Consider the following 22,548-nt stretch of genomic DNA (forward strand, 5'->3'; position numbering starts at 1 on the left):
TATTATAAAAGGGAGATTGGAAAAAATGAATACGATCAAAACAAAAGATATCCAAATTGCTTATATTGGTGGAGGCTCACAAGGATGGGCGTGGGGATTGATGAGTGATCTTGCGAATGAGGAAGCAATTTCGGGTAAGGTGAAATTATATGACATTAACTATCAGGCTGCCTATCAAAATGAATTAATTGGGAATCGATTATTGGAACGTTCAGATGTAGCTGGAAAATGGGAGTATGAAGCAGTAAAAACAATCGACGAAGCCTTAACGGGAGCTGACTTTGTCATCATCTCTATTCTTCCTGGATCGTTTGATGACATGGAGTCGGATGTCCATTTCCCGGAAAAGTACGGGGTGTATCAATCGGTTGGAGATACGGTTGGACCAGGAGGGTTGGTTAGAGCACTACGGTCGATTCCAATCTTCGTGGATATTGCGACTCAGATTCGTGAGTATGCGCCTAAAGCCTGGGTGATAAATTATACGAATCCAATGAGTCTATGTACGAGAACTTTGTATGCGACTTTCCCGGAAATTAAAGCGATTGGCTGCTGTCATGAAGTATTTGGAACACAAAAATTACTTGCTTCTATGGTTCAAGAGTCTTTGGGAATAGAGGGAGTAAAGCGTCAGGAGATAAAAGTCAATGTGTTAGGAATTAATCACTTTACGTGGATTGATCAAGCTTCCTACAAGGGAGTAGATTTAATGCCATTGTATGAAAAGTTTGTAGATAAATATGCTGAGAATGGGTTTGAAGGGTCTGAAAGAGGTCATTGGATGAATAATCATTTTGTATCTGCGGAGAGAGTGAAATTTGATTTATTTAAACGATTTGGGGTAATTGCAGCAGCAGGAGATCGTCATTTGGCTGAATTTATGCCCAATACATGGTATTTAAAAAGTCCAGAAATGGTAAGAGAATGGAAATTTGGTTTAACACCAGTTGCTTGGCGAAAGCAAAATAAACAAGCGCTAGTGGAAAAAAGTAAACGGTTAGCGGATGGTACTGAGCCGTTTGAACAAAAAATGACTGGGGAAGAAGGAATCGATATTATGAAAGGCCTCCTAGGTCTAGGCGAATTTATGACGAATGTAAATATACCGAACAAAGGCCAAATAAGTGGGATTCCGAATGATGTGGTAGTAGAAACGAATGCTGTTTTTAGCTATGACAGTGTGCGACCAGTACTTGCAGGCGAACTGCCAAAGCCCGTGCAAAACATGGTAATGCGCCATGTGACAAATCAAGAAACTGTTCTGCAAGCAGCCCTCCAAAAGGATAAGGATTTAGCATTCCAGGCCTTTGTGCAGGATCCTTTGCTAAGTACCATTAAACCAGAAGATGCGCAGGAACTATTTAATGAAATGCTGGCTAAGACTGGTCAATTATAGGAATAAGATAGTCCATTTATTCCTTTGCTAGTGAATGAGAGAAAAGATGGGACACTCACAAATGTTGTTATCAAGGATTTGTGGGTGTTCTTTAATATGTGAGGGGAAAAAGGGAGCTGTCCCCTTGTCCCAGCCATAAAAAAATTTAATAAAAAAATAAGTGCGTAATGGGTGAAATATTTCAAGATTCGTAATACAATATGTAAAGCACGAATGCTTCCTTCTTTGAAAGAAGCATTTTTTTTAAGGTTCATATTCGAAAGGATATAGAAAATTTACTGTAGGAAGGCGATAGAATATTGAATACTTTAACAAAGACTAAAAGGTTACAAATTGCTTTTCTATTGGGATCACTTTCCCTATTAGGTCCATTTACCATCGATACATATTTGCCTGCATTTCCAACGATTGTCGAAGAATTTCATACGACTGCATCCCTTGTGCAAGTTAGTTTAACGACTTGCTTGTTAGGACTGGGCTTGGGGCAATTGATAATCGGGCCGATGAGTGATGTACAGGGCCGTCGTAAACCATTGATTATTTTTCTTGGTTTGTATTTACTATCTTCGTTAATATGTGCGATAGCACCAAATATCTCTATGTTGATTGTTGCTCGTTTCATACAAGGGTTTGCGGCAGCAGGTGGTCTTGTTATATCAAGAGCTGTAGTTCGAGATCTTTATAGTGGAAGAGAACTAACGAAGTTTTTTGCTACGTTGATGTTGATTGGAAATCTAGGTCCGATTGTGGCGCCAATCATTGGAGGGGCTATTCTTTCTTTTGCAAACTGGAAAGTTGTTTTCCTTGTATTAACTTTAGTTGGTGTCATTTTGACGGTAGTCGTTTCATTCAAACTGGAAGAAACATTACCAACTGAAAAGCGGGTTCCGAGTAATATGAAACAAGTAGTTATGAATTTCGGTTCTTTATTAAAAGACCGTGAATTTGCAGGTTACGCATTTACACAAGGCTTTACTACTGCAGGAATCTTTGCCTATGTATCTGGTATTTCTTTTGTATATCAAAATATTTATGGCGTTTCTCCTCAAGTCTTTAGTTTATTGTTTGGGATAAATGGTATTGGCTTAATTATAGGAACACAAATTGTTGGTCGACTATCCAAATTTTCTGAGAAAACTTTCTTGAAGAGCGGTTTAGTTCTTTCCTTGTCTGCTTCTATTTTGCTAGTAATTGCTATTCTAATACATGCACCGTTATTAGCAGTTGCGATACCTATTTTCTTATTCGTAACTTCCATCAGTATTATTGGTACATCCTCATTCTCTTTAGCAATGGAAACAAAGGGACATGTGGCAGGAAGTGCATCTGCTTTATTAGGGTTATTACCATTCTTACTTGGATCATTAACGGCACCATTAGTAGGAATTGGGGGAGAACATACAGCTCTTCCAATGGGAGTTATCATCTTCGTATCAAGCTTATTAGCTTCCTTATCCTATTTTGTACTAGTTCGCAAAGGTTCTTTAAAGGTAAATACACCAAAGCATGTGACTCATAATTAATTTGTAATTCAGGCGCTTCCCAAAAGAAGGCGCCTGTTTTTTGAGAGAAAAAAGGAAAAGGATGTAATTATGTTCGAGAGAGATAAATATTGATAAAATTATCTAGTATAGGTAAAGAAACTTGATACTAGTAATAAAATTCAGAAAATATTGAATACTTTGTATTTAATTAGTGATAAATGAGGAGGCATTATATATGAAAAAACCCAAAGTGCTACAAATTTTACCCATGTATCATGAAGCAGCAGAGGAAATCTTAAACAGTAAGGCAGAGGTTATCAGAACAGATGATTATAGTATGGAAAATTTATGTGAACTAGTCAAAGAGGTGGATGCGGTAGTTTTAAGAGCGCCTGCAAGAATAGAAAAGGAGATAATCGATGCGAATCCTCATTTAAAAGTGATTTCTGGAGCAGGAGTCGGGCTTGATAATATTGATGTTGCCTATGCTACAAAGATGGGAATTCCAGTATTGCATGCACCTTCCGTAAATAAGGTTTCCACTGCAGAGCATACCGTGATGTTTATTATGGCATTGAGTAAGTCACTGCTAAGCTATCATAAAGAAATGGAAAAAGGGAACTTTGATTCGAGGAATCAAATAAGCACCCAAGAATTAAAAGGGAAGAAAGTCGGGCTAATAGGATTTGGCAGCATTGCACAAGAGGTAGCAAAACGATTAGTGTATGGGTTAGATATGAAAGTGTCCGCATGGGTAAGAGAATACAGTCCTGATAAACATAAAAAAGCAGAAGAGTTAAAGGTTGAAATGACAAATGATATCAAAAAGGTATTCGCTGAGTCTGACTTTTTATCCATTCATATTCCATTAAATGAAGAAACGAAATACTCGATTGATTATAAATTACTATCTTTAATGAAACCAACATCATATTTAATCAATACGGCAAGAGGAGCTGTTATTAATCAAGATGATTTATATACGATTTTATCCTCAAATAAAATCGCAGGTGCTGCACTTGATGTGTTTGAAGTGGAACCAATACCAAAGGCCAGCAAATTATTAAGCTTATCGAATGTCCTTCTCACCCCGCATGTAGGAGGAACAACGAAGGAAAGTAATTATAGTATGGCGACTACTGTTGCACAGAATGTCATTAATTTCTTAAATGGAGAGGAACCAAAGTTTGTTGCCAATCCAAGTGTTTTGGGGAAGAATGGAAGTTTGATTAGGAAGTGAAGTTATATTAATATATTTAATTATTGTATTTTTATCTAAACTATCTTCGTGACAACTCATTAAAAACTATGCTGGAAAAATTTTATATCTATCTCTTTTTTTTATTCCAGAGTATAGTTAGTTTCAGAGAGTGATGGACGACGATATTCGACAATAAATACAGAGAGTCAAAATCGTTCTCATTCTGCAACAAAGGCAAACCAGTTGAAAAATTGGGACGCAAAGCTACAGACCTTAACGTGAGATTCACGATGGTGGCTGGGCTGCTGAAGAATGGAGAATGATACTCGTGTTATGAGTTGAAATTCAAGCTTCTTCCGATTCAAAAAATTTGTGTTGGAGGGATTTTTTAATGGATAAAAATAACGTGCTATTTTCAAATAAATTAAACACTCAGTCTAAAGGGGGAAATTCAATGGTTAAAAAATTATTTGCTACAATTTCTACTTTAGCAATTATGGGTTCAGCGTTTGTGGGTGGACAATCAGCGTTTGCTTCTGAAACAGCAATCGAAGGTGGTCCATTATCATTTGGTACTCAACCAAGTGTTGATAACTTTGGCTCTGTAACTCTTAATGGACAAGTTCAAAATAGTACTGCTGCTCTCAGTGCATTTACTGTAATTGACGCAACAGGAACTGGAGATGGATGGAACGTTGTGGTGAAAGCTGATCAATTTTCGGATTCAGCTAATGGATTAACATTACCAACCAATTCAATAGATATCGCTCTTCCAACAGTATCTGCGCAGGCTGGAGCTAGTGATGTAACAACTATAACAAAAGCAGATGGTAAAATCGACAATGCTACTGGCGTAAAAATTCTTTCTGCTGCTGAAGGTGGCGGTATGGGTACGTATAATGTAGATGCAAACACTTTAACATTAAACCTTTTACCGAAAGATGTAAAAGAAGGAAATTACACTTCAACTGTTACTGTAACTGTTACAACTGGACCATGATATAAAGGAATTCTGAATCACCATGTCTAATAAGGCATGGTTTTTTTGTTTATTATTAATCCCTTTTTAGCATTAAATATTCAAAGATAAGGAGGACATGTTCAATCGATATTGTTTTTTCTTTTTCTGCTCTAATGAAAATTCTCTAACTTGGTTAAAATAAGCCAACGATAGGGAGGTACAAGCATGAAAGTGTTTCGAATTTTATTTTTAATACTCATATTTGGAATGGCATCTCCATTAGTTAGTATATATGTGAAGGCAGAGGAAGCTAGCGTTCCTTTAACCATTGAGTCAATCTATCCAGAAAATCAAAATCCTCAAACAAAAGGGTACTTTGATCTGTCTGTAAATTCTAGCGAAGCACAAACACTTCAAGTGCGCATTACCAACAATGAGGACAAAGAGGTAACGATAAGTATTAAGCCAGCAAATGCTTATACTAATCCAAATGGTGGAATGCTCTATGAGGATGAGCTAGACTCTGCCGATACCGTTCTTTTGGAGGATGCTGTTCGATTGGCTGAATTTATTAAAGTAGAAGAGACTGTAAAGGTACCTCCATCAACATCTGTGGAGGTACCCATTGAGTTAACAGTTCCAGAATTAGATGGACAGCATATTTTAGGAGGTATTCTATTTACAACGCAAGGAGAGGAAACGGAAACACAACAAGAAGCGGAAGAGGGCACTGCGAATTTTATTTTGAAAACAGAGACCGTCTATGCCATTGCACTTCAACTAAATATACCAAATGAAGTGCCTGATAACTTCCAATATGGAGAAGCAGGTTTTATTGGCGAAACTGGTTTTGTGTTTATGGAAATGAGCAACGATGCAAAAAAAATCCAAGAAAAAATAGCTGGTACTTATTCGGTTTCAGATAAGGATGGAAACGAGTTGTTTAAAGGGGAATATGGACCTTTTAAAATGGCCCCTAAGACAAAAATAAGATATCCAATCCAATGGAATGATGAAACACTTGAAGATGGCGACTATACATTAAATATAAAAGGGACAGTTGATGGGAAAGAGGTATCCACAGCTAAACCCTTTACCATTAATAACAAAGATGTAACGGAATATGCAGAGAAAACACAAGCTACTCAAGTGAAAGTAGATAATGGCATTCCAATATGGGTTTGGATAATTGGAGCAGTCTTATTTGGTTTAGTGATGTTTTTTATTGGAAAGAGAAGAAAGTAGAAGTTGAATATAAATTGAGAGAAAAAAACTCACCAATCGTGGTGAGTTTTTTTCTCTGAACAGTAATGAATAATTTACTCGATTGTCTTTTTCATAGCATTGTACATATTTTCAACATGCTTATCTGAATCATCACGTGACATGCGCAAGCGATTGACAGAACTACCATATCCAATCTCCAGCTTTCCTTCTTCTAATCCTTGGAAAATTCCATTGGCAAAGGCATCTAATGGTTCACCGCTAGTATGTAAGCCGGCACCGCCTAAATCTGTATTCACCGCTGGAGGTGCAACTTCGATTACTTCTACAGAAGTGTCAGAAAGCTGGTGTCTTAAACTCATGGTGAAAGAATGCATTGCCGCTTTGGTTGCTGAATAAATTGGAGCAATTACCATCGGTGTAAAGGCTAAGCCTGATGTTACATTAACAATGGTCGCATTTTCTTTTTCTGAAAAATATGGCGCAAACAACATAGACAGATGGATAGAAGCTTCCATATTAATAGTGATTTCTTTGTTAAAATAGCTCCAATCATTCTTAGCGTCTGCTTTTAACACATTAAAACGTTGTTGAATTCCTGCGTTGTTGACTAACACATTTATTTCTGGATAGTTCGCTGTTACCCAATCGAATAGTGCGATACGGTCAGCTTCTACTGCTAGATCGCTCACATATGTAATGAGGCTAGGAAATTTTTCTTTCGCCTGTTGAAGTACATCTTCTCGGCGACCACAAACAATAACTGTATTTCCTGCTTTGATAAACCGTTCTGCAAAAGCTAATCCGATCCCGGCGCTTCCACCTGTGATTAGAATAGTATTGGTTGAGAGTTTCATTTGGATTCCTCTTTTCGAATTATTTTATACTCTTTATATAGCTACCAAATTTCTTCCTATATACTTTCCTCTATCTTTTTCGTATACCGTGCTATTTTTACATCAATTCCTTTTAGGGATTCCTCCATTAACGATATTTCAGCAACTACATCTTGCTTATGATTTTCCATCATTGCAAGTCGTAGCTGAATGGTGCTATCTCCTTCTATAATCCAATCAATATATTGTTTAATCTTTTTTATAGGCATATGCGTATTCTTTAAACAGATAACTGTTCCGAGGAGTTCCATTTGATTTTCTGAAAATAACCGCCTTCCAGCTTCATCACGTTCTATTAATGGAAGCAGTCCTTGCTTTTCATAATATCTTATCGTTGATTCAGGAATATTAAATTTAGCTGATGCATCACTGATATGACAAAATTTCATTCGGAGACCTCCATTCATTGTCGACAGAACTAGTATACGACTTAAACTACGGTTTAAGTCAAGTAGTCAAATGAGGGGGCTCGTAAAATCAATAAAAAAAGAGCAAATTATTGCCCTTTCTCTTTTTCCTTCATTAAATAAATATTTGTTTCTGATTTTCTTCCTAATCATGCTAAGAAATGCACATAGGAATGTGGTCTGTGCATAAGTTGTTCGAAAGAGCCGAATTCTACTATATTCCCGTCTATCAAAACAATAATTTCGTCATAAACGGATAAGTTTTCTTTTTCCAAATGATGAGAAACAGAAACAACAGTTAATTCTTTATCTAGTAAGATTATTTGTTCGATTTCCTTAGCAGTTTCCCTATCTAAAGAGGATGTCGCTTCATCCATAAGAAGGATTTCACGATTTCTTAAAAAGGCTCGAGCTATTTCAATGCGTTGTCTCTGTCCACCAGATAAATTATTCCCATCTTCTCCAACTCTATAATCTAACCCTTTATCAAAAACCACTTCGGTTAGTCCAGCCCGATAACAGGCATTCAAAATATCTGCTTCACTGTATTTCTCTCCAAGTATTATATTATTTCGAAGCGTATCATCAAATAAGAACGGCTTTTGATTAATCATGGATACGGTTTTATAAAAAGAAATTGCATCAACATCTAGAAAGTTTACACCATCAAGTTGTATAGTACCTTGATAATTTTGAATTCTCTTTTGAAGTATTTTCAATAAGGTACTTTTCCCTGAACCAGAAGGACCAGTAATAAGAATTTTTTGCCCTTTTTTTATTTCAAGGTTTAAATCAGAAAGAATCATTTTATCTCCTATTTTGTAGGTAAGACTCTCGCATGTTAATGAATCTTTAAAAGGGATTGCTTGATGATTAGTAGTTATATCGGGTGTTTTTGTCATGAATTTTTGTATTCTATCGCGAATTTTTTTGGTAGTTAATATCTTATTATACTCCTCCAATGAATCAAGTGCTGGAGCAATAACCGTATTAGAAAGCTGAATAATGGCAAGAACTGTTCCAATAGTGATATCTCCTCGAGTGGCGAGGATTATTCCATATAGATTAACAAAGAAAAAGCCACAAAGCCCAAAAAAACCTACAATATTATCTGAGAGTACACGCCAATTGTTTAATGTCGCAAAACTTCTTTCTACCGTTGAATTATATGTAAAATGATCATCAGTCATTCGCTTTTCCATACCGTATCCTCGAATAGTATCTATACCTGTAAAAGCATCCTTCACTTTTCCAGTATAAATTTCATTTTTATTTGTCCAGTCTTCTGTTTGGTCAACAATTCTTTTTTTTAATAATTGTGGTACTAGACTAGGAATGATAAATACTACTATTAATAGAATAGCCATCGTACTATTAAGGAAAAAAAATAGCGCTAATAGATATTAAAAAAATAATTAGGTTTAAGATAATTTTTAATATGGAGTCATAATAGTTAGTTTGAACCAATTTTAAATCGTTTAATAAAAAGGAAACATAGGATGCAGTATTCTTTTCTTGAAGTAAATCATCTGAATGAATAAAAACTTTGAAAATTCTTTGTTTTAAGCCTGTAATATTCATAAAAATTATTTGATGTACAGTAAAGTTATATAATGTTTGACTAATCATAATCAAAAAATAGCCGCTAATGGTAAAGATGATTAAATTTACAAGAGGAAGTTTATTCGCTGCTTCAAAATAATCGAAAACTTCTTTAAAAACAAATGCTTTAAAGGTATTTTCAAATGCAGCAAATGGTAGTAGAAGGATAAATATGATTATCCATTTTTTATTAATACTTTTTATCAATATATTCACCTTCCAAGAGGATTTTTCCAAGGCAATAGGTATTTTAAGTTATTGTTAATTTAGTATAATTAGAAAAAATAGTAAATGGATAACAATGAATATACACAAAATATACACAAAATATACACAAACTTGATTATTTTGACTTTTTATCACTAGAGAATCTAACAAATAGGTATCTATTCTCCAAATTCTTAACCTCTCTGACAAAAATATGATACGATCATCCTGAGGTGGAAATTTTGGAACAATTAATTTATACACTTTTAGCATATATAAATAATTCTCTGGAAAAAGATATCAATTATTCTATTGCCAATAGTTTTCTTGAAAATATCCATCATATCGAAGGATATTCTTTAGAGATGGCTGCGGAAGTATGTAATGTTGCCCCTTCTACGATAAATCGTTTTTGTAAGCGAATAGGGTTTCGTAATTTTTCTAATCTCCGAAACAGTGTTGCTTTTCAAGGTGGAATGTACGAGGCGAGAGAAAAACAGTTGAATGCAGATTCATTTGAATCAAAGCTCAAGGAAAATGTGGAGATTATTGAAGGTATTCCAAAGGATCAACTAGAACGGATTATCCAAAAAATTCATGAATCTAAAAGGATTGTTATTTTAGGCTTTGAAAAACATCAAATTCAAGCGATGGAGCTTCAAAAACAATTATTTCTTCTTGGAAAGCTATGTGAATGCAATACCAATTTCTTTAAACAGCTGGAGGCATTGGCTCATTTAACAGAGGAGGATATGATTATCACGATTTCTATCCAAGGGAATATCCTCACAGAAGAGTTGGCTATAAATGATAAAATAAAGGAAGCAAACGGAAAGAAATTATTGATTACATTTTCGGATTCAGAGCGATATAAATATGTTTTTGATGAGGTCTTACGCTGTGGAGAAATCGAAAATAGTGAAGTTAGCAGCTATACGTTATTACGGTTATTTGATGTGCTCGTTTATCAATATCAAAAGCAATATCCTGCTTAAAGCTGGTCTAAAAGAGACCAGTTTTTTCCCTTTTGTAAGCGTATCATTATCTATAGAGATAAGAAAAGGGAGGATATTATAAATGAAGAAAAATGGATTTCCAGAAGGGTTTTTATGGGGGGGAGCTACAGCTGCCAATCAATTAGAAGGTGCTTATAACGAAGGTGGAAAAGGTTTATCTATCTTTGATATGGTTACATTCGTTCCAAAAGAAGAACGCGGCAATGATATCGAGATGGATGTCAAAAGCAAAGCTGAATTAGAAGCACTATTAGCTGGTGAAGAGGGAGATAACTTTCCAAAACGTCGCGGGATTGATTTTTATCATCGCTATAAAGAAGACATCGCTCTTTTTGCAGAGATGGGCTTTAAAACTTTCCGTATGTCTATTTCTTGGCCACGTATTTTTCCAAATGGGGACGACTTGGTGCCAAATGAAGAAGGCTTAGCTTTTTATGATAAAGTATTTGACGAGTTAGCGAAATATGGAATAGAGCCATTAGTGACTCTATCTCATTATGAAATTCCACTGCACTTAGTTCAAAAATATAATGGGTGGATGGATCGAAGCTTAGTTGATTTCTTTGTCCATTATGCCGAAACAGTCTTTAATCGTTATAAAGACAAGGTGAAATACTGGCTAACTTTTAATGAAATTAATATTTCGACACTTTCTCCATATATCGGTAGTGGTATTTTAATTGACGAAGTAGAGAATAAGGAACAAGCTATTTATCAAGCCTTGCATCATCAATTTGTAGCGAGTTCAAGAGCGGTAAAAGCATGTCATGAGATTATTCCAGATGCACAGATTGGTTGTATGCTAGCACGAATGGAAGTCTATCCAGAAACATGTAATCCAGATGATGTGTTAGCAGCATTAGAAGAGGATCAGAAAAATTTATTTTTCACAGATGTTCAAGTGCGCGGATACTATCCAAGCTTTATGCTAAGCTACTTTGAGGAAAATGATATTCAGATAGATATGCTGCCAGGAGATGAGGAACTGCTTTTACAACACACAGTAGACTTCCTATCATTTAGCTACTATATGTCTATGGTTGCGAGTGGATCACCAGATAAGCTAAAGGAAAAAGGAAACTTCTTCTCTGGAGTGAAAAATCCGTATTTAGAATCATCTGATTGGGGATGGCAAATCGATCCGAAAGGATTACGAATTACATTGAAGAAAATGTATGATCGCTATCAAGTGCCATTGTTTATTGTGGAAAATGGATTAGGAGCATATGATAAGGTAGAAGAGGATGGCTCTATTAATGATGATTATCGCATTGCATACATGCGAGCACATATTGAGCAGATGAAAGAGGCAATCAAAGATGGGGTTGATTTAATCGGCTATACAAGCTGGGGATGTATTGACCTAATTTCTGCAGGTACTTCTGAAATGTCTAAACGATACGGCTTTATCTATGTAGACCAAGATGATTATGGAAATGGGACATTAAAAAGAACAAAGAAAAAATCGTTTGACTGGTACAAACAGGTGATTGCTACTAACGGTCAAGGGTTATAGTATTGGAGATTCCAAACAGTACTTCTTCTTTTCATGAAGGAGTACTGTTTTTATTTTCTGGAAAATAACAGCAAGTTTAAAAGAATAATTAATTGATTTTTGAGAATTAAAAAACAAATCTTAATATATTGATATAATAAAATCTATGTGCTAAAATGTTCCAGTCAAGCATCTTTGATAGTGAGTATTCGCTCTATTATTCAGCTGAAAATGAATAATATTCTAAGTTTTCTAATAATACATAACAGTCTAAGAAATGTTATGATTCTATTTTTTATCCAAGTGTCTACATAGGTTACATAAGTGCTAGCGCTTTTTGGAATAGTAATTATATTATATGCGTATAAGGAGAGGTTAAAATGAGATATCTTTCTCTATTTATGGTAGCGTTCCTATTCTTACTTGCAGGATGTGGAAATGCAGCGGAAGAGAAAAAAGAAGAAGTAGTAAAAGAAGAGAGTAATGCAAATCAAGAAACAAAAGCAAAAGAATTAACAGAGGAAGATAAGAAATTCATTAGCTTATTAGAAAAAGGCGACTATCAAGCAATTATTGATGAAACAATTGGCCTTGGCAGCGATGCACAAGTGAATTTTTATTTTCTAGCAAATGCTTTTAAAGCAGTTCCTGATTATTCATTAAGCCAAACATACTTAAATAAATCAAAATATATTCCAGCTGAAATCGAAGATGAAGTAAATAAGTTAAAAGAAGAGATAGATGCTAACGTGGAACAAGAGGGAGCTTAAGCTCTTTAATCCGGTAATTTTAGGTGCTTGACCTAATTATAAAGATTTAATGAAGAACCTTGTCAGAATATTTCTGGCAAGGTTTTTATATTGTGAATAGAATAGTTCGTACATTTCTGTATGTAAAGAAGTCTAATAAAAAACAAATCAACCAAAACAAAGTTGATTTGTCTCTCTTTATCCTTCATATGTTTTGTAAAAATCAATCGCCTTCTGAATATAGGCTTGCTCTTCAGGAGGCACTTCTTCTTCATGATAAATAGCTGTAACAGGGCATACTGCTTCACAAGCTCCACAGTCAATGCAGATATCTGGGTCAATATAAAATTGATCTTCTCCCTTTGCGATACAATCAACAGGACAAACATCTACACAATCACCAGCTTTTTCATGCATACATGGAGACGTTATAACGAAAGGCATTAAAATCTCCCCTTTCTAATTAAGATCTTATGCTAACTAGCACTTCATTCATTTTATGCAAGTTTTCGCGAATCTTTACTGCGCTTAAATAATCAATTTTATCATGGTAACTTTCCGGCTGCTCTCTTTGCTCATCAATAGACATATGTTGATATTCATCGATACTTCCAGTTGAGTTCTCATAATCAGCCATTAAGCTTACTTCCAATTGTTGGACAATATTGCTTATTCTATCTAAGTTTTGTGTCATAGAAAGCGCAGTATTAATGATTTCCTCATCCGATTTTGTAAGCCCGTCTATCTTATTATATTGTTCTTGTAATTCGTTTTTTACTTGCTGAAGCATATCCTCTTTGTCAGAATCTACTATCATATGATCAAGTATTTGAAGTGTGTCGCCCATTAATATTTCCAATCTGCTTGAGGCGCTTTCCATAGAAATCCCACCTTTAAACATTGTATCTATAAAGTGTACATAAAATCAGCATAATATACATGATCGTTACGAGAGCTCCCTATATTTTCGAGGCGAAAAGTTAGTGATCTTTTTAAAATTGCGATGAAAGGATCGCAAATTATTGTACCCACAGTTCATCGCGATGTCGCCAATTGGCTGCTGACTATTTTTCAGCTGATAACAAGCCTGTGATATTCGATATTGGGTAAGATATTCGGTAAAAGTCATGTTTGTAATATGGACGAAAAGCTTTGAAAGGTAAGCATAATCATATTGTAGATGCTTGGCAACAGCTTTTAATGTGCAATCATAGCTATAATGAGTGTCTACATAAAGCAGTATTTTATGAAATACTTTCATCTTTGTCGAGTATTCAACAGGTGTTAGTTTTGTATTTTCTACTAAATTACCACAAATAGCATAAAGAAAACTTTTTTGATGATAAATGGAGTGAAGCGCTTGCAAATTAGGTGTTTCCTTTAAATGAATCACATTATTTGCAGGGATAGAACCTTTATAATTCATAAAAAAATGTCCTATTAATTCAGGTGAAAAAATAATGACACTAATATGGGAATGATTGAGTGTTTTGAATTCATGCATTTGGTTCGTGAAAATAAAGGCTACATCATTTTTTTGCAAGACATACTCCTTTTGATCCACTCGGACGAATAATTCTCCTTCGTTGACAATGATTAATTCATAGGCCCGATGAAAGTGGAGAGGAAAGTTGAAATTTATGAGGGTGAATGTTTCAAAGGATTCTTTTTCTTCTACGCCGTGATCTTCAAAAAAAACCAATTCTTTTCCTCCTATCCAAAAACACTAATATTGTCTTAAATTATACTATATTTTGAATAGTATCAACTCTTTAAAGTTTCTATAATGAGGTCAGAGTCACAATAGAGGAGGAAGAAAAAATGGCTGTTGAATATCATGTAGCTAAAACTGGATCAGATCTTGGAGAAGGAACGAAACAGAATCCATTTTTAACAATCAATAAAGCAGCTTCTGTTGCTGTAGCAGGAGACACCGTTATTGTGCATGAAGGGGAATATCGAGAATGGGTAAAGCCAAAGAATGCTGGATTAAGCAATACGAGAAGGATTACCTATCAGGCTGCTGACGGTGAAAAAGTAGTCATCAAAGGTTCGGAACATATTCAAAATTGGGAGCAAGTAGAAGGTAATGTTTGGAAAACAGAACTCCCGAATTCATTTTTTGGAGAATATAATCCATATAAAGAAGAAATATTTGGCGATTGGATTGTCTATAATCCAGGAAGACATCTAGGAGACGTATACGTAAATGGAAGTTCCTTTTACGAAGCAGAAACGTTAGAACAAGTTCAAAATCCCAAAAAACAAACAGAAGTGTTAGATCACTGGACAAAAAAGATTGTTCCTGTCCATAATCCTGAGCAAACAGAATATGTTTGGTTTAGCGTGGTTAATGACAATACGACGACTATCTATGCTAATTTTCATGATTTGAACCCTAATAAAGAGCTAGTAGAAATAAATGTTCGAAAAGCTTGTTTTTATCCAGAAGAAACAGGAATAAATTATATAACAGTAAAGGGATTTGAGATGGCCCAAGCAGCAACTCCATGGACACCGCCTACTGCTGATCAACCAGGATTATTAGGTCCTCATTGGAGTAAAGGCTGGATTATTGAAGACAATATTATCCACGACTCTAAATGTAGCGGGATTAGTCTTGGAAAGGAAGGCTCGACTGGAAACAACTATCGTTCCAAGCGTAAAGATAAGCCAGGCTATCAATATCAACTAGAATCTGTATTCCTTGCTAGACAAGCTGGCTGGAGCAAAGAGAAGATTGGTTCCCATATCGTCCGAAACAATACAATCTATGATTGCGGTCAAAATGGTATTGTTGGGCATTTAGGCTGTGTATTTAGCGAAATTTATAATAATCATATCTATAATATTGCTTTAAAGAGAGAGTTTTACGGCCATGAGATTGCTGGTATCAAGCTTCATGCTGCGATTGATGTACAAATCCACCATAATCGTATTCATGATTGTTCACTAGGAACATGGCTAGATTGGCAGACACAAGGAACAAGAGTGAGCAGTAATCTCTACTATCGCAATAATCGTGATTTATTTGTAGAAGTTAGTAGTGGTCCTTATATCGTTGATCATAATATTTTAACAGCAGATTATGCTTTAGATAATCATGCCCAAGGCGGTGCCTACATTAATAATTTAATCCGTGGAAAAATGGTTCATCGAAAAATGCTTGATCGTGCGACGCCGTATCATTATCCGCATAGCACAGAGGTTGCAGGATTTGCCGTGACTTATGGAGGTGATGATCGTTTTTACAATAATATCTTTGTTGGGGATGAGACACTAGAAGATGTTGGTACAGCTCATTACAATGGCTATACAGCTTCCCTTGAGGAATATATTGAAACCGTTCACAACGATTCAGGTGATCATGAAGCGTTTAATAAAGTAGAACAACCGGTTTATATTAATCGTAATACTTACTTAAATGGTGCAGAACCTTTTGAAAGAGAAGAGGAAAGATTAGTAGAAGATACATTTAATCCGAATTTAAGCATCGTAGAAGAAGGAGCAGAAGTATATCTATCAGTAAAACTTCCAGAGAACTTCGAGAATATTCTTGGTGAGGTGCAAACAACGCAAACCCTTGAAAGAGTGCGTATTGTCGATGCAAACTTTGAAAATCCTGATGGAAGCGAAGTAGCAGTTAATACCGATTATTTAGGAGAAAAAAGACAAGAGAAAAGTGCGCTCGGACCAATTAGTACATTGAAAAAAGGAAAGAATTATGTGAAGGTTTGGGGATAATGTAAAAAGCTCTAGTAAGTCATTTTTTGACTTGCTAGAGCTTTTTGATGATTAATCAATCAATAATCTCCAATCCTAATAGAGCAGAAAATTGAATGGCTTGGTAAGTAGAAACTTTACAGCCTCTTAAATCTGTGGGGGATACCATTAACGATTGGAAAGTAGATGTACTGATATCTACACCGTTAAGGGAGGTTCTTTCAAAATTCGCCCCGTCCATTATGCATGTTTTAAATTCAACCTTTTTAAAGATACAGTCGTAAAAATCAGATGATTCTACTGGCGAGTCTTGAAACCGAACTTTTTCTAATTTAGAGCTTCCGAATGCCGCTAAATTCAGTAGAGAATCAGTAAATTGAACATTGCCAAAACGAGAATCTGTAAAATCGACCCCTAATAATTTGCAATTGCTAAATGTACATTTGTGTATAGAAGAAAGGCTCATTTTCGCGTTTGAGAAATCGCAGTTTTCAAATACAACATCTGTTATTTCAATACCAGAAAAATCAGTGTTGATAAATTTACAGTTTTTAAGCACCATTTTAGATAAGCGCACTTTATTTAACACTTCATCATTAAAAACGGATTGCTGAATTTGGCACATCTCTAGCTCTAAATCCTCCTCATATAATATATCGTGAAAATTCTTTGAAGGTAAATCAGCTGGAATTTTCGGTGCTTCCATTTTCATCTAACTACTCCTCTCAAGTTACTTCCCTGTGTCATTAACTATATGTAAATATGAATTGAATTTAAAGACTGTATTTTTTTATGAATTTATGTGCAGCAAGCCTAGCAAATACATAACTTCACTATTTCAAGGAACAATAGAGAGTGGAGGTGAATAGCATGTCTAACAGAAAAGCAGATCCATCCACAATTGGTTTAAGCTCCACTCAACCTGAAGGACAAGGAACAACTACAAAGGAAACAGGAAGAACTAAAGCAGATTCTTCTCGAAAAAAACAAAAGAAGTCTTAATTATTATTAAAAAGAGCAAACAGGCGGAAGCAATTCCACCTGTTTTTTGTATTTTAGTGTAGATTTGGCACATCTTGAGTTTCAATAATATGGTGTAAAGGAAGATATGATCCAAAAACCAACTATATGATCGAAAGGAAGAAGGATATGGTCCAAAAACCAACTATATGATCCAAAAGAAGAAGGATATGATCCAAAAATTCAATATATGATCCAAACTCATATTTCCTGCCTTCCTATTTTAAATAGGGTTTGCAGTAGCTAATTAATTGCTTACTCCACTTTAACTTTTTGCCTATAAAAAGCATAATGAACAAAACTAGTTGACATGTACAAATGAGATGGTATATAATTATCTCGAATTCAAGATAATTAAAAAGGATGATTATCATGGATAATGAAGAATTATTAAAATATGAAGAGGATTTATCTTTAAAGGTCTTTGTCGTTTTGTCGAGAGCCTTGCAATCGATTAAGAAACGAGTAGAAGATGATATAAAGTGTCTTGGATTAAATCCAACAGAGTTTAGTGTTCTGGAATTGATCTACAGTAAAGGGGAGCAGCCGATTCAAAAAATTGGTGAAAAAGTGCTGATTGCTAGTAGTAGCATTACTTATGTTGTAGATAAATTAGAGAATAAAAAATTAATCAGAAGAAAACCTTGTCCGAAAGATCGCCGGATAACGTATGCGGCCATAACCGAAGAGGGAACCGTGCTAATGGACAAAGTCTTTCCAAAACATAGGGCAGCGATGCAAGAGATATGTGGTGGATTAGAAACGAAAGAGAAAGAAATGCTAATTGAGCAGCTCAAAAAATTAGGATTCCATGCACAAAGCATGTAAATTTTTTTGAGATAATATCTCGAATTAATAATATTTTAATTCGTACTAATGTCCGGCAGCGGTATAGAGGATGATGTAATGATGCATTTAATAAAAAATGCATCATACAGAAATCTATAAATGATTTTACACAATGTATCTAATATTAAGTAATATAGTTCAACTGATAATTGGAATAGGAGTGAAAGAGAATGACTAAAAAAACAAGTGGAATTCATCATATTACAGCAATCGTAGGTCATCCGCAAGAGAATGTTGATTTTTATGCAGGAGTATTAGGGTTACGTCTTGTAAAACGAACAGTCAATTTTGATGATCCGGGAACCTACCATTTATATTTTGGAGATGAAGGCGGGAATCCAGGAACGATTATTACCTTCTTCCCATGGGTAGGAGCTCGTCAAGGCGTTATTGGAGATGGGCAAGTTGGGGTAACTTCTTATGTGGTTCCAAAAGGGGCAATGACTTTTTGGGAAAATAGACTAGCTAAATTTAATATAGCTTTTTCCAAAACAGAACGGTTTGGAGAAGTATACTTGAAATTTAATGATCCTCATGGATTACAGCTAGAAATTGTGGAAAGAGAAGAAGGAAAAAATAATACCTGGCAGTTTGGTGAGGTGAAGCCAGAAAACGCGATTAAAGGTTTTGGCGGTGCTACTCTGTTTTCGAAACAGCCAGAAAAGACAGCTGAAGTTTTAGAAAAAGTGATGGGGTTTGAAAAAGTTGGGGAAGAAGGAGAATATGCTCGTTTCCGTTCTTTCAGCGATATTGGAAATATCATTGATTTAAAATTAGCGACAAGTGGTAGTGGATCAATGGGTGTTGGAACTGTTCACCATATTGCTTTTAGAGCAGTGGATGATCAAGATCAATTAGATTGGCAGAAGCATGTGTCGTTAAATGGATACCAGGTTACACCCGTTCAGGATCGTAATTATTTTAACGCAATATATTTTAGAGAATATGGAGAAATTCTCTTTGAAATTGCAACAGATCCTCCAGGCTTTGCAGTTGATGAATCTCAGCAAACAATGGGTGAGGAATTAAAGTTGCCAAGTCAATATGAGCAATATAGAGCGCAGCTTGAACGTAAATTAGTACCAATTGAAGTAAGAAATCTCGATTGATTTTGGAAAGGATGGTTCGATGCGTTCTATTGATCCAAATACGATTTCAGAAAGAGAAAATTATAAATTTCTAATCGGAAGTATTATTCCAAGGCCCATTGCCTTTGTTACTAGCTTATCTGAAGAAGGCGTCTTAAATGGAGCTCCTTTTAGTTACTTTAATATTGTGTCGTCCAATCCACCAATGGTTTCTTTATCGATTCAACGCTCCAATGGGAAACAAAAGGATACAGCGAGAAACATTTTAACGAAGAAGGAATTTGTTATTCATATTGTGGATGAGCAAAACGTTGATAAAATCAATCAAACAGCAGCAAATCTATCCCCAAGCCAAAGTGAGATTGAACTGGCGGGGCTAACGCCAATTGATAGTAGCAAAATTTCTGTACCAGGTGTAAAAGAAGCGAAAGTTCGCATGGAATGTGTATTAGAGCATTCACTAGAATTGGGAGGCAATGATGCGCTGCCTGGCTGTGATTTTCTTATTGGAAGAGTAGTTCAATACCACATTGAAAATAATATTTACGAAAGTGGCAGAATTAATCCAAGAGGGCTAAGTGCCGTCAGCAGATTAGCCGGAAATGACTATGCCAGAATAGGGGAAATGTTTACGAAAGAAAGGCCACAATAATTCCTTTGAATGGAGAGGATGGAATGCAAAAAACGGCAGGAATTCATCATATTTCAGCAATGGTTAATGATGCACAAAGAAACATCGATTTTTATGCCGGTGTTCTTGGCTTGCGATTGGTGAAAAAAACAATCAATTTTGACCGACCTAAAGTATACCATCTTTATTTTGGGAATGAAAAAGGGGAGCCAGGAACGGTTATTACTTTCTTTCCATGGGAAAAACAGCTGAAAGGGAGAATTGGTAAAAGTCAGGTTGGTGTGACAAGTTATGTGATTCCGCATGGATCTAGTGAATTTTGGGAGAAGCGTCTGCATAGCTTTGGGGTGAAAGTAGAAGGTTCTACTCGATTTGGCGAAAATTATTTGCAATTTGCTGACCCAGATGGACTTCTGATTGAATTGGCTGAACGAAAGGAAGGACCGATAAATACTTGGCAAATGGGGGATATTAATCCATCTGTTGCCATTAAAGGTTTTGGTGGTGCAACGTTATTTTCTGCACAACCAAATAAAACAGCAGAAGTGTTAGAAAATATATTAGGTCTTACATGTGTTGGCGAAGATGCAGGCTATCTCCGCTTTTCATCTGAAGAGCAGATAGGCAATGTGATTGATATAAAACTAACTCCAACTGTTCGTGGTCTAATGGGGGCAGGGACGGTCCATCATATTGCTTGGCGAGCAAAAGATGAGGAAGAACTTCAGCAATGGAGAGCTTCTCTTTTAGAAAAAGGATATTATCCAACTGAAATTAAAGATCGTAACTATTTTAAAGCATTATATTTTCACGAAGAAGGTGGCATTCTTTTTGAAATAGCTACTGATGGACCTGGATTTGCAGTAGATGAGCCACTAAGCAATCTAGGTGAAAAGCTTATGTTACCTGAGTGGCTAGAAGAAAGAAGAGAAGAATTAACAGCTGCATTGCCTAAAGTGGAGATTAGAGTTTTAGAGGAGGAGAAAGAATGAAACATATTTTCAATAAAGGGAAAGATCCTAAAAAACCAACCTTATTGCTGTTACACGGTACTGGCGGAACAGAATTAGATTTATTGCCCCTTGCAGGGATGATAGATGATGAGGCTTCTGTGTTAAGTGTCCGTGGCAATATTTTAGAAAATGGAATGCCTCGCTTTTTTAAGCGATTAGCTGAAGGTATTTTTGATGAGGAGGACTTAATCTTCCGTACGAAAGAATTAAATGAATTTCTTGATGAAGCAGCGAAAGAATATGAATTTGATCGAGATAATATTATTGCAATTGGCTACTCCAATGGTGCGAACGTTGCAGCAAGCTTATTATTCCACTATCAGGACGCGTTAAAGGCAGCTATTCTTCATCATCCAATGGTTCCAAGAAGAGGAATCGCACTTCCTGATTTAACAGGGAAAGCAGTATTTATTGCAGCTGGAACGAATGATCCAATTTGTTCACCAGAAGAATCAAATGAATTACAGGCATTACTTGCAAATGCAAATGCTAATGTCGAAATGCATTGGGAAAACAGAGGCCATCAATTAACAGCACAAGAAGTAGAAGCAGCTGGTAAATGGTATTCTGCATTAGAAAGTAAGTAATTTCAGATAAAAAGCGGAAAAAACAATCATATATTTCTATTAAAAGGGAATAAGAAGAACAGCTAATATTGGAATGGTATTTCAGTAGAGGTGGTTCTTATAAGTTTCCGAGCATATTAAATAAAGCAGGTGTACTTATGGGATTTTTAAACAAATTATTTGGAAAATCAAAGGAGATGGAAAATATGTCAAATGTTAAAGTAGCAGTAGTTTTTTATAGTATGGGTGGAACAAACTATCAATTAGCACAATGGGCTGCAGATGGTGCAAAAGAAGCAGGTGCAGAAGTAAAATTAGTGAAGGTACAAGAATTAGCTCCACAATCGGTTATCGATAGCCATGAAGCGTGGAAAGCGACAGTTGATGCAACGAAAGATGTACCGGTAGCAACTTCAGCAGATATTGAATGGGCAGATGCGATAATTTTCAGTGTACCTACACGATTTGGTACAATGCCATCTCAAATGAAGCAATTTATTGATTTACAAGGTGGACTATGGGCAATAGGCAAAACAGTTAACAAAGTAGTCAGTGCGATGACTTCTGCACAAAATCCACATGGTGGACAAGAAGCAACATTATTATCACTATATACTTCCATGATGCATTGGGGCGCTATTATTGCTACTCCAGGATACACGGATCCAGTTCTATTCGGAGCAGGTGGAAATCCATATGGAACAAGCGTAACAGTTGGACAAGATGGTAAAATGATTGAAGACGTTCAAGGAGCTGTAAAACACCAAGCTAAACGTACTGTTACCGTTGCGGAATGGGTTAAAAAAGGAAATCAATAATTGCCTAGAAGCATTTAAGAAGAGCCAGGAGTGAGTTACTCCTGGCTTATTTTATTGCAGAAAAAAATCCAGCTATTAATGAATGAATTTAATGAGAAAAGAGAAATAGGTAAGATTTTATTATTGACACTACCTCAAAATAACATTATCATGAAAAAAGTAAAATCCGACTATATTAATAGGGAAAGGGTGTTTTGGGGTG

At 35.6% G+C, this 22,548-nt stretch carries 24 protein-coding genes and 1 riboswitch; of the genes, 16 read left to right on the forward strand and 8 right to left on the reverse strand.

Annotated features, from left to right (window positions below; all coding sequences use genetic code 11):
* Positions 1–25 precede the first annotated feature (25 nt).
* From RTL21_RS12080 to RTL21_RS12100, 5 genes are all read left to right on the forward strand, one after another.
* Positions 26–1,396, forward strand: coding sequence for a family 4 glycosyl hydrolase (locus RTL21_RS12080; protein WP_312096135.1), 1,371 nt, complete (start codon positions 26–28; stop codon positions 1,394–1,396).
* Between the two features lie 299 nt (positions 1,397–1,695).
* Entirely contained in the window at positions 1,696–2,919 is a 1,224-nt protein-coding gene (locus RTL21_RS12085; RefSeq protein ID WP_312096136.1) for a Bcr/CflA family multidrug efflux MFS transporter, read from the forward strand.
* Positions 2,920–3,115: 196 nt separating this feature from the next.
* Positions 3,116–4,120 (forward strand): hydroxyacid dehydrogenase, encoded by a 1,005-nt coding sequence (locus tag RTL21_RS12090; RefSeq protein ID WP_312096137.1) that lies wholly within the window; start codon positions 3,116–3,118, stop codon positions 4,118–4,120.
* 184 nt (positions 4,121–4,304) lie between these two features.
* Positions 4,305–4,391, forward strand: a riboswitch (cyclic di-GMP riboswitch).
* A gap of 144 nt (positions 4,392–4,535) precedes the next feature.
* A complete protein-coding gene (locus RTL21_RS12095) occupies positions 4,536–5,081 on the forward strand; it encodes a WxL domain-containing protein (RefSeq protein ID WP_312096138.1) in 546 nt (181 codons plus the stop codon).
* A gap of 186 nt (positions 5,082–5,267) precedes the next feature.
* A complete protein-coding gene (locus tag RTL21_RS12100) occupies positions 5,268–6,287 on the forward strand; it encodes a DUF916 domain-containing protein (RefSeq protein WP_312096139.1) in 1,020 nt (339 codons plus the stop codon).
* Positions 6,288–6,361: 74 nt separating this feature from the next.
* On the opposite strand, the gene RTL21_RS12105 is transcribed toward RTL21_RS12100, so the two are convergent.
* From RTL21_RS12105 to RTL21_RS12120, 4 genes are all read right to left on the reverse strand, one after another.
* The gene (locus RTL21_RS12105; RefSeq protein ID WP_312096140.1) at positions 6,362–7,123 is read right to left on the reverse strand and encodes an SDR family oxidoreductase; all 762 of its coding nucleotides are present in this window, start codon (positions 7,121–7,123) and stop codon (positions 6,362–6,364) included.
* A 56-nt stretch (positions 7,124–7,179) separates the two neighbouring features.
* The gene (locus RTL21_RS12110; protein WP_312096141.1) at positions 7,180–7,551 is read right to left on the reverse strand and encodes a MerR family transcriptional regulator; all 372 of its coding nucleotides are present in this window, start codon (positions 7,549–7,551) and stop codon (positions 7,180–7,182) included.
* 167 nt (positions 7,552–7,718) lie between these two features.
* A complete protein-coding gene (locus RTL21_RS12115; protein WP_312096142.1) occupies positions 7,719–8,936 on the reverse strand; it encodes an ABC transporter ATP-binding protein in 1,218 nt (405 codons plus the stop codon).
* Positions 8,937–8,943: 7 nt separating this feature from the next.
* Positions 8,944–9,378 (reverse strand): hypothetical protein, encoded by a 435-nt coding sequence (locus RTL21_RS12120; protein ID WP_312096143.1) that lies wholly within the window; start codon positions 9,376–9,378, stop codon positions 8,944–8,946.
* A 242-nt stretch (positions 9,379–9,620) separates the two neighbouring features.
* Here RTL21_RS12120 and RTL21_RS12125 point away from each other — a divergent pair, with 242 nt between their 5' ends.
* From RTL21_RS12125 to RTL21_RS12135, 3 genes are all read left to right on the forward strand, one after another.
* Entirely contained in the window at positions 9,621–10,373 is a 753-nt protein-coding gene (locus RTL21_RS12125) for a MurR/RpiR family transcriptional regulator (RefSeq protein WP_312096144.1), read from the forward strand.
* A gap of 82 nt (positions 10,374–10,455) precedes the next feature.
* A complete protein-coding gene (locus RTL21_RS12130) occupies positions 10,456–11,910 on the forward strand; it encodes a glycoside hydrolase family 1 protein (RefSeq protein WP_312096145.1) in 1,455 nt (484 codons plus the stop codon).
* Between the two features lie 359 nt (positions 11,911–12,269).
* Positions 12,270–12,659 (forward strand): hypothetical protein, encoded by a 390-nt coding sequence (locus tag RTL21_RS12135; RefSeq protein ID WP_312096146.1) that lies wholly within the window; start codon positions 12,270–12,272, stop codon positions 12,657–12,659.
* A gap of 177 nt (positions 12,660–12,836) precedes the next feature.
* Here RTL21_RS12135 and RTL21_RS12140 read toward each other — a convergent pair whose 3' ends face one another.
* The 3 genes from RTL21_RS12140 to RTL21_RS12150 form a co-directional block, all read right to left on the reverse strand.
* The gene (locus RTL21_RS12140) at positions 12,837–13,082 is read right to left on the reverse strand and encodes a ferredoxin family protein (protein WP_312096147.1); all 246 of its coding nucleotides are present in this window, start codon (positions 13,080–13,082) and stop codon (positions 12,837–12,839) included.
* Positions 13,083–13,101: 19 nt separating this feature from the next.
* The gene (locus RTL21_RS12145) at positions 13,102–13,518 is read right to left on the reverse strand and encodes a hypothetical protein (RefSeq protein ID WP_312096148.1); all 417 of its coding nucleotides are present in this window, start codon (positions 13,516–13,518) and stop codon (positions 13,102–13,104) included.
* 66 nt (positions 13,519–13,584) lie between these two features.
* Positions 13,585–14,340 (reverse strand): helix-turn-helix transcriptional regulator, encoded by a 756-nt coding sequence (locus RTL21_RS12150; protein ID WP_312096149.1) that lies wholly within the window; start codon positions 14,338–14,340, stop codon positions 13,585–13,587.
* Between the two features lie 119 nt (positions 14,341–14,459).
* Between RTL21_RS12150 and RTL21_RS12155 the strand changes: the two genes are divergently transcribed.
* Entirely contained in the window at positions 14,460–16,382 is a 1,923-nt protein-coding gene (locus RTL21_RS12155) for a DUF1565 domain-containing protein (protein ID WP_312096150.1), read from the forward strand.
* 55 nt (positions 16,383–16,437) lie between these two features.
* Here the strand turns inward: RTL21_RS12155 and RTL21_RS12160 are convergent, their stop codons facing one another.
* Entirely contained in the window at positions 16,438–17,073 is a 636-nt protein-coding gene (locus tag RTL21_RS12160) for a pentapeptide repeat-containing protein (RefSeq protein WP_312096151.1), read from the reverse strand.
* Between the two features lie 158 nt (positions 17,074–17,231).
* Between RTL21_RS12160 and RTL21_RS12165 the strand changes: the two genes are divergently transcribed.
* The 7 genes from RTL21_RS12165 (at position 17,232) to wrbA (ending at position 22,346) form a co-directional block, all read left to right on the forward strand.
* Complete coding sequence (locus RTL21_RS12165) at positions 17,232–17,363, forward strand: YuzL family protein (RefSeq protein ID WP_312096152.1); 132 nt, start codon at positions 17,232–17,234, stop codon at positions 17,361–17,363.
* Between the two features lie 390 nt (positions 17,364–17,753).
* Positions 17,754–18,209 carry a MarR family winged helix-turn-helix transcriptional regulator gene (locus RTL21_RS12170; protein ID WP_312096153.1) on the forward strand — a complete coding sequence of 152 codons (456 nt, stop codon included), beginning with the start codon at positions 17,754–17,756 and terminating at the stop codon, positions 18,207–18,209.
* A gap of 191 nt (positions 18,210–18,400) precedes the next feature.
* Entirely contained in the window at positions 18,401–19,339 is a 939-nt protein-coding gene (locus tag RTL21_RS12175; RefSeq protein ID WP_312096154.1) for a ring-cleaving dioxygenase, read from the forward strand.
* A gap of 19 nt (positions 19,340–19,358) precedes the next feature.
* Positions 19,359–19,970 (forward strand): flavin reductase family protein, encoded by a 612-nt coding sequence (locus tag RTL21_RS12180; RefSeq protein WP_312096155.1) that lies wholly within the window; start codon positions 19,359–19,361, stop codon positions 19,968–19,970.
* 23 nt (positions 19,971–19,993) lie between these two features.
* Complete coding sequence (locus RTL21_RS12185; protein WP_312096156.1) at positions 19,994–20,941, forward strand: ring-cleaving dioxygenase; 948 nt, start codon at positions 19,994–19,996, stop codon at positions 20,939–20,941.
* Positions 20,938–21,549: an alpha/beta hydrolase gene (locus tag RTL21_RS12190; protein ID WP_312096157.1), complete on the forward strand. Its 612-nt coding sequence runs from the start codon at positions 20,938–20,940 to the stop codon at positions 21,547–21,549. The genes RTL21_RS12185 and RTL21_RS12190 overlap by 4 nt, the downstream gene beginning before the upstream one ends.
* A gap of 185 nt (positions 21,550–21,734) precedes the next feature.
* On the forward strand, positions 21,735–22,346 hold the full coding sequence (wrbA, locus tag RTL21_RS12195) for an NAD(P)H:quinone oxidoreductase (RefSeq protein ID WP_312096158.1): 612 nt from the start codon (positions 21,735–21,737) through the stop codon (positions 22,344–22,346).
* The last annotated feature ends 202 nt before the right edge of the window (positions 22,347–22,548 follow it).

The sequence above is a fragment of the Niallia sp. genome, assembly GCF_031978665.1.
GTDB lineage: Bacteria > Bacillota > Bacilli > Bacillales > Cytobacillaceae > Niallia.

Coding starts and splice junctions, on each gene's coding strand:
- RTL21_RS12080 (WP_312096135.1), top strand. CDS start 26: ATGAATACGATCAAAACAAAAGATATCCAAATTGCTTATATTGGTGGA.
- RTL21_RS12090 (WP_312096137.1), top strand. CDS start 3,116: ATGAAAAAACCCAAAGTGCTACAAATTTTACCCATGTATCATGAAGCA.
- RTL21_RS12095 (WP_312096138.1), top strand. CDS start 4,536: ATGGTTAAAAAATTATTTGCTACAATTTCTACTTTAGCAATTATGGGT.
- RTL21_RS12100 (WP_312096139.1), top strand. CDS start 5,268: ATGAAAGTGTTTCGAATTTTATTTTTAATACTCATATTTGGAATGGCA.
- RTL21_RS12105 (WP_312096140.1), bottom strand. CDS start 7,123: ATGAAACTCTCAACCAATACTATTCTAATCACAGGTGGAAGCGCCGGG.
- RTL21_RS12110 (WP_312096141.1), bottom strand. CDS start 7,551: ATGAAATTTTGTCATATCAGTGATGCATCAGCTAAATTTAATATTCCT.
- RTL21_RS12115 (WP_312096142.1), bottom strand. CDS start 8,936: ATGGCTATTCTATTAATAGTAGTATTTATCATTCCTAGTCTAGTACCA.
- RTL21_RS12130 (WP_312096145.1), top strand. CDS start 10,456: ATGAAGAAAAATGGATTTCCAGAAGGGTTTTTATGGGGGGGAGCTACA.
- RTL21_RS12135 (WP_312096146.1), top strand. CDS start 12,270: ATGAGATATCTTTCTCTATTTATGGTAGCGTTCCTATTCTTACTTGCA.
- RTL21_RS12140 (WP_312096147.1), bottom strand. CDS start 13,082: ATGCCTTTCGTTATAACGTCTCCATGTATGCATGAAAAAGCTGGTGAT.
- RTL21_RS12145 (WP_312096148.1), bottom strand. CDS start 13,518: ATGGAAAGCGCCTCAAGCAGATTGGAAATATTAATGGGCGACACACTT.
- RTL21_RS12155 (WP_312096150.1), top strand. CDS start 14,460: ATGGCTGTTGAATATCATGTAGCTAAAACTGGATCAGATCTTGGAGAA.
- RTL21_RS12160 (WP_312096151.1), bottom strand. CDS start 17,073: ATGAAAATGGAAGCACCGAAAATTCCAGCTGATTTACCTTCAAAGAAT.
- RTL21_RS12165 (WP_312096152.1), top strand. CDS start 17,232: ATGTCTAACAGAAAAGCAGATCCATCCACAATTGGTTTAAGCTCCACT.
- RTL21_RS12170 (WP_312096153.1), top strand. CDS start 17,754: ATGGATAATGAAGAATTATTAAAATATGAAGAGGATTTATCTTTAAAG.
- RTL21_RS12175 (WP_312096154.1), top strand. CDS start 18,401: ATGACTAAAAAAACAAGTGGAATTCATCATATTACAGCAATCGTAGGT.
- RTL21_RS12180 (WP_312096155.1), top strand. CDS start 19,359: ATGCGTTCTATTGATCCAAATACGATTTCAGAAAGAGAAAATTATAAA.
- RTL21_RS12185 (WP_312096156.1), top strand. CDS start 19,994: ATGCAAAAAACGGCAGGAATTCATCATATTTCAGCAATGGTTAATGAT.
- RTL21_RS12190 (WP_312096157.1), top strand. CDS start 20,938: ATGAAACATATTTTCAATAAAGGGAAAGATCCTAAAAAACCAACCTTA.
- wrbA (WP_312096158.1), top strand. CDS start 21,735: ATGTCAAATGTTAAAGTAGCAGTAGTTTTTTATAGTATGGGTGGAACA.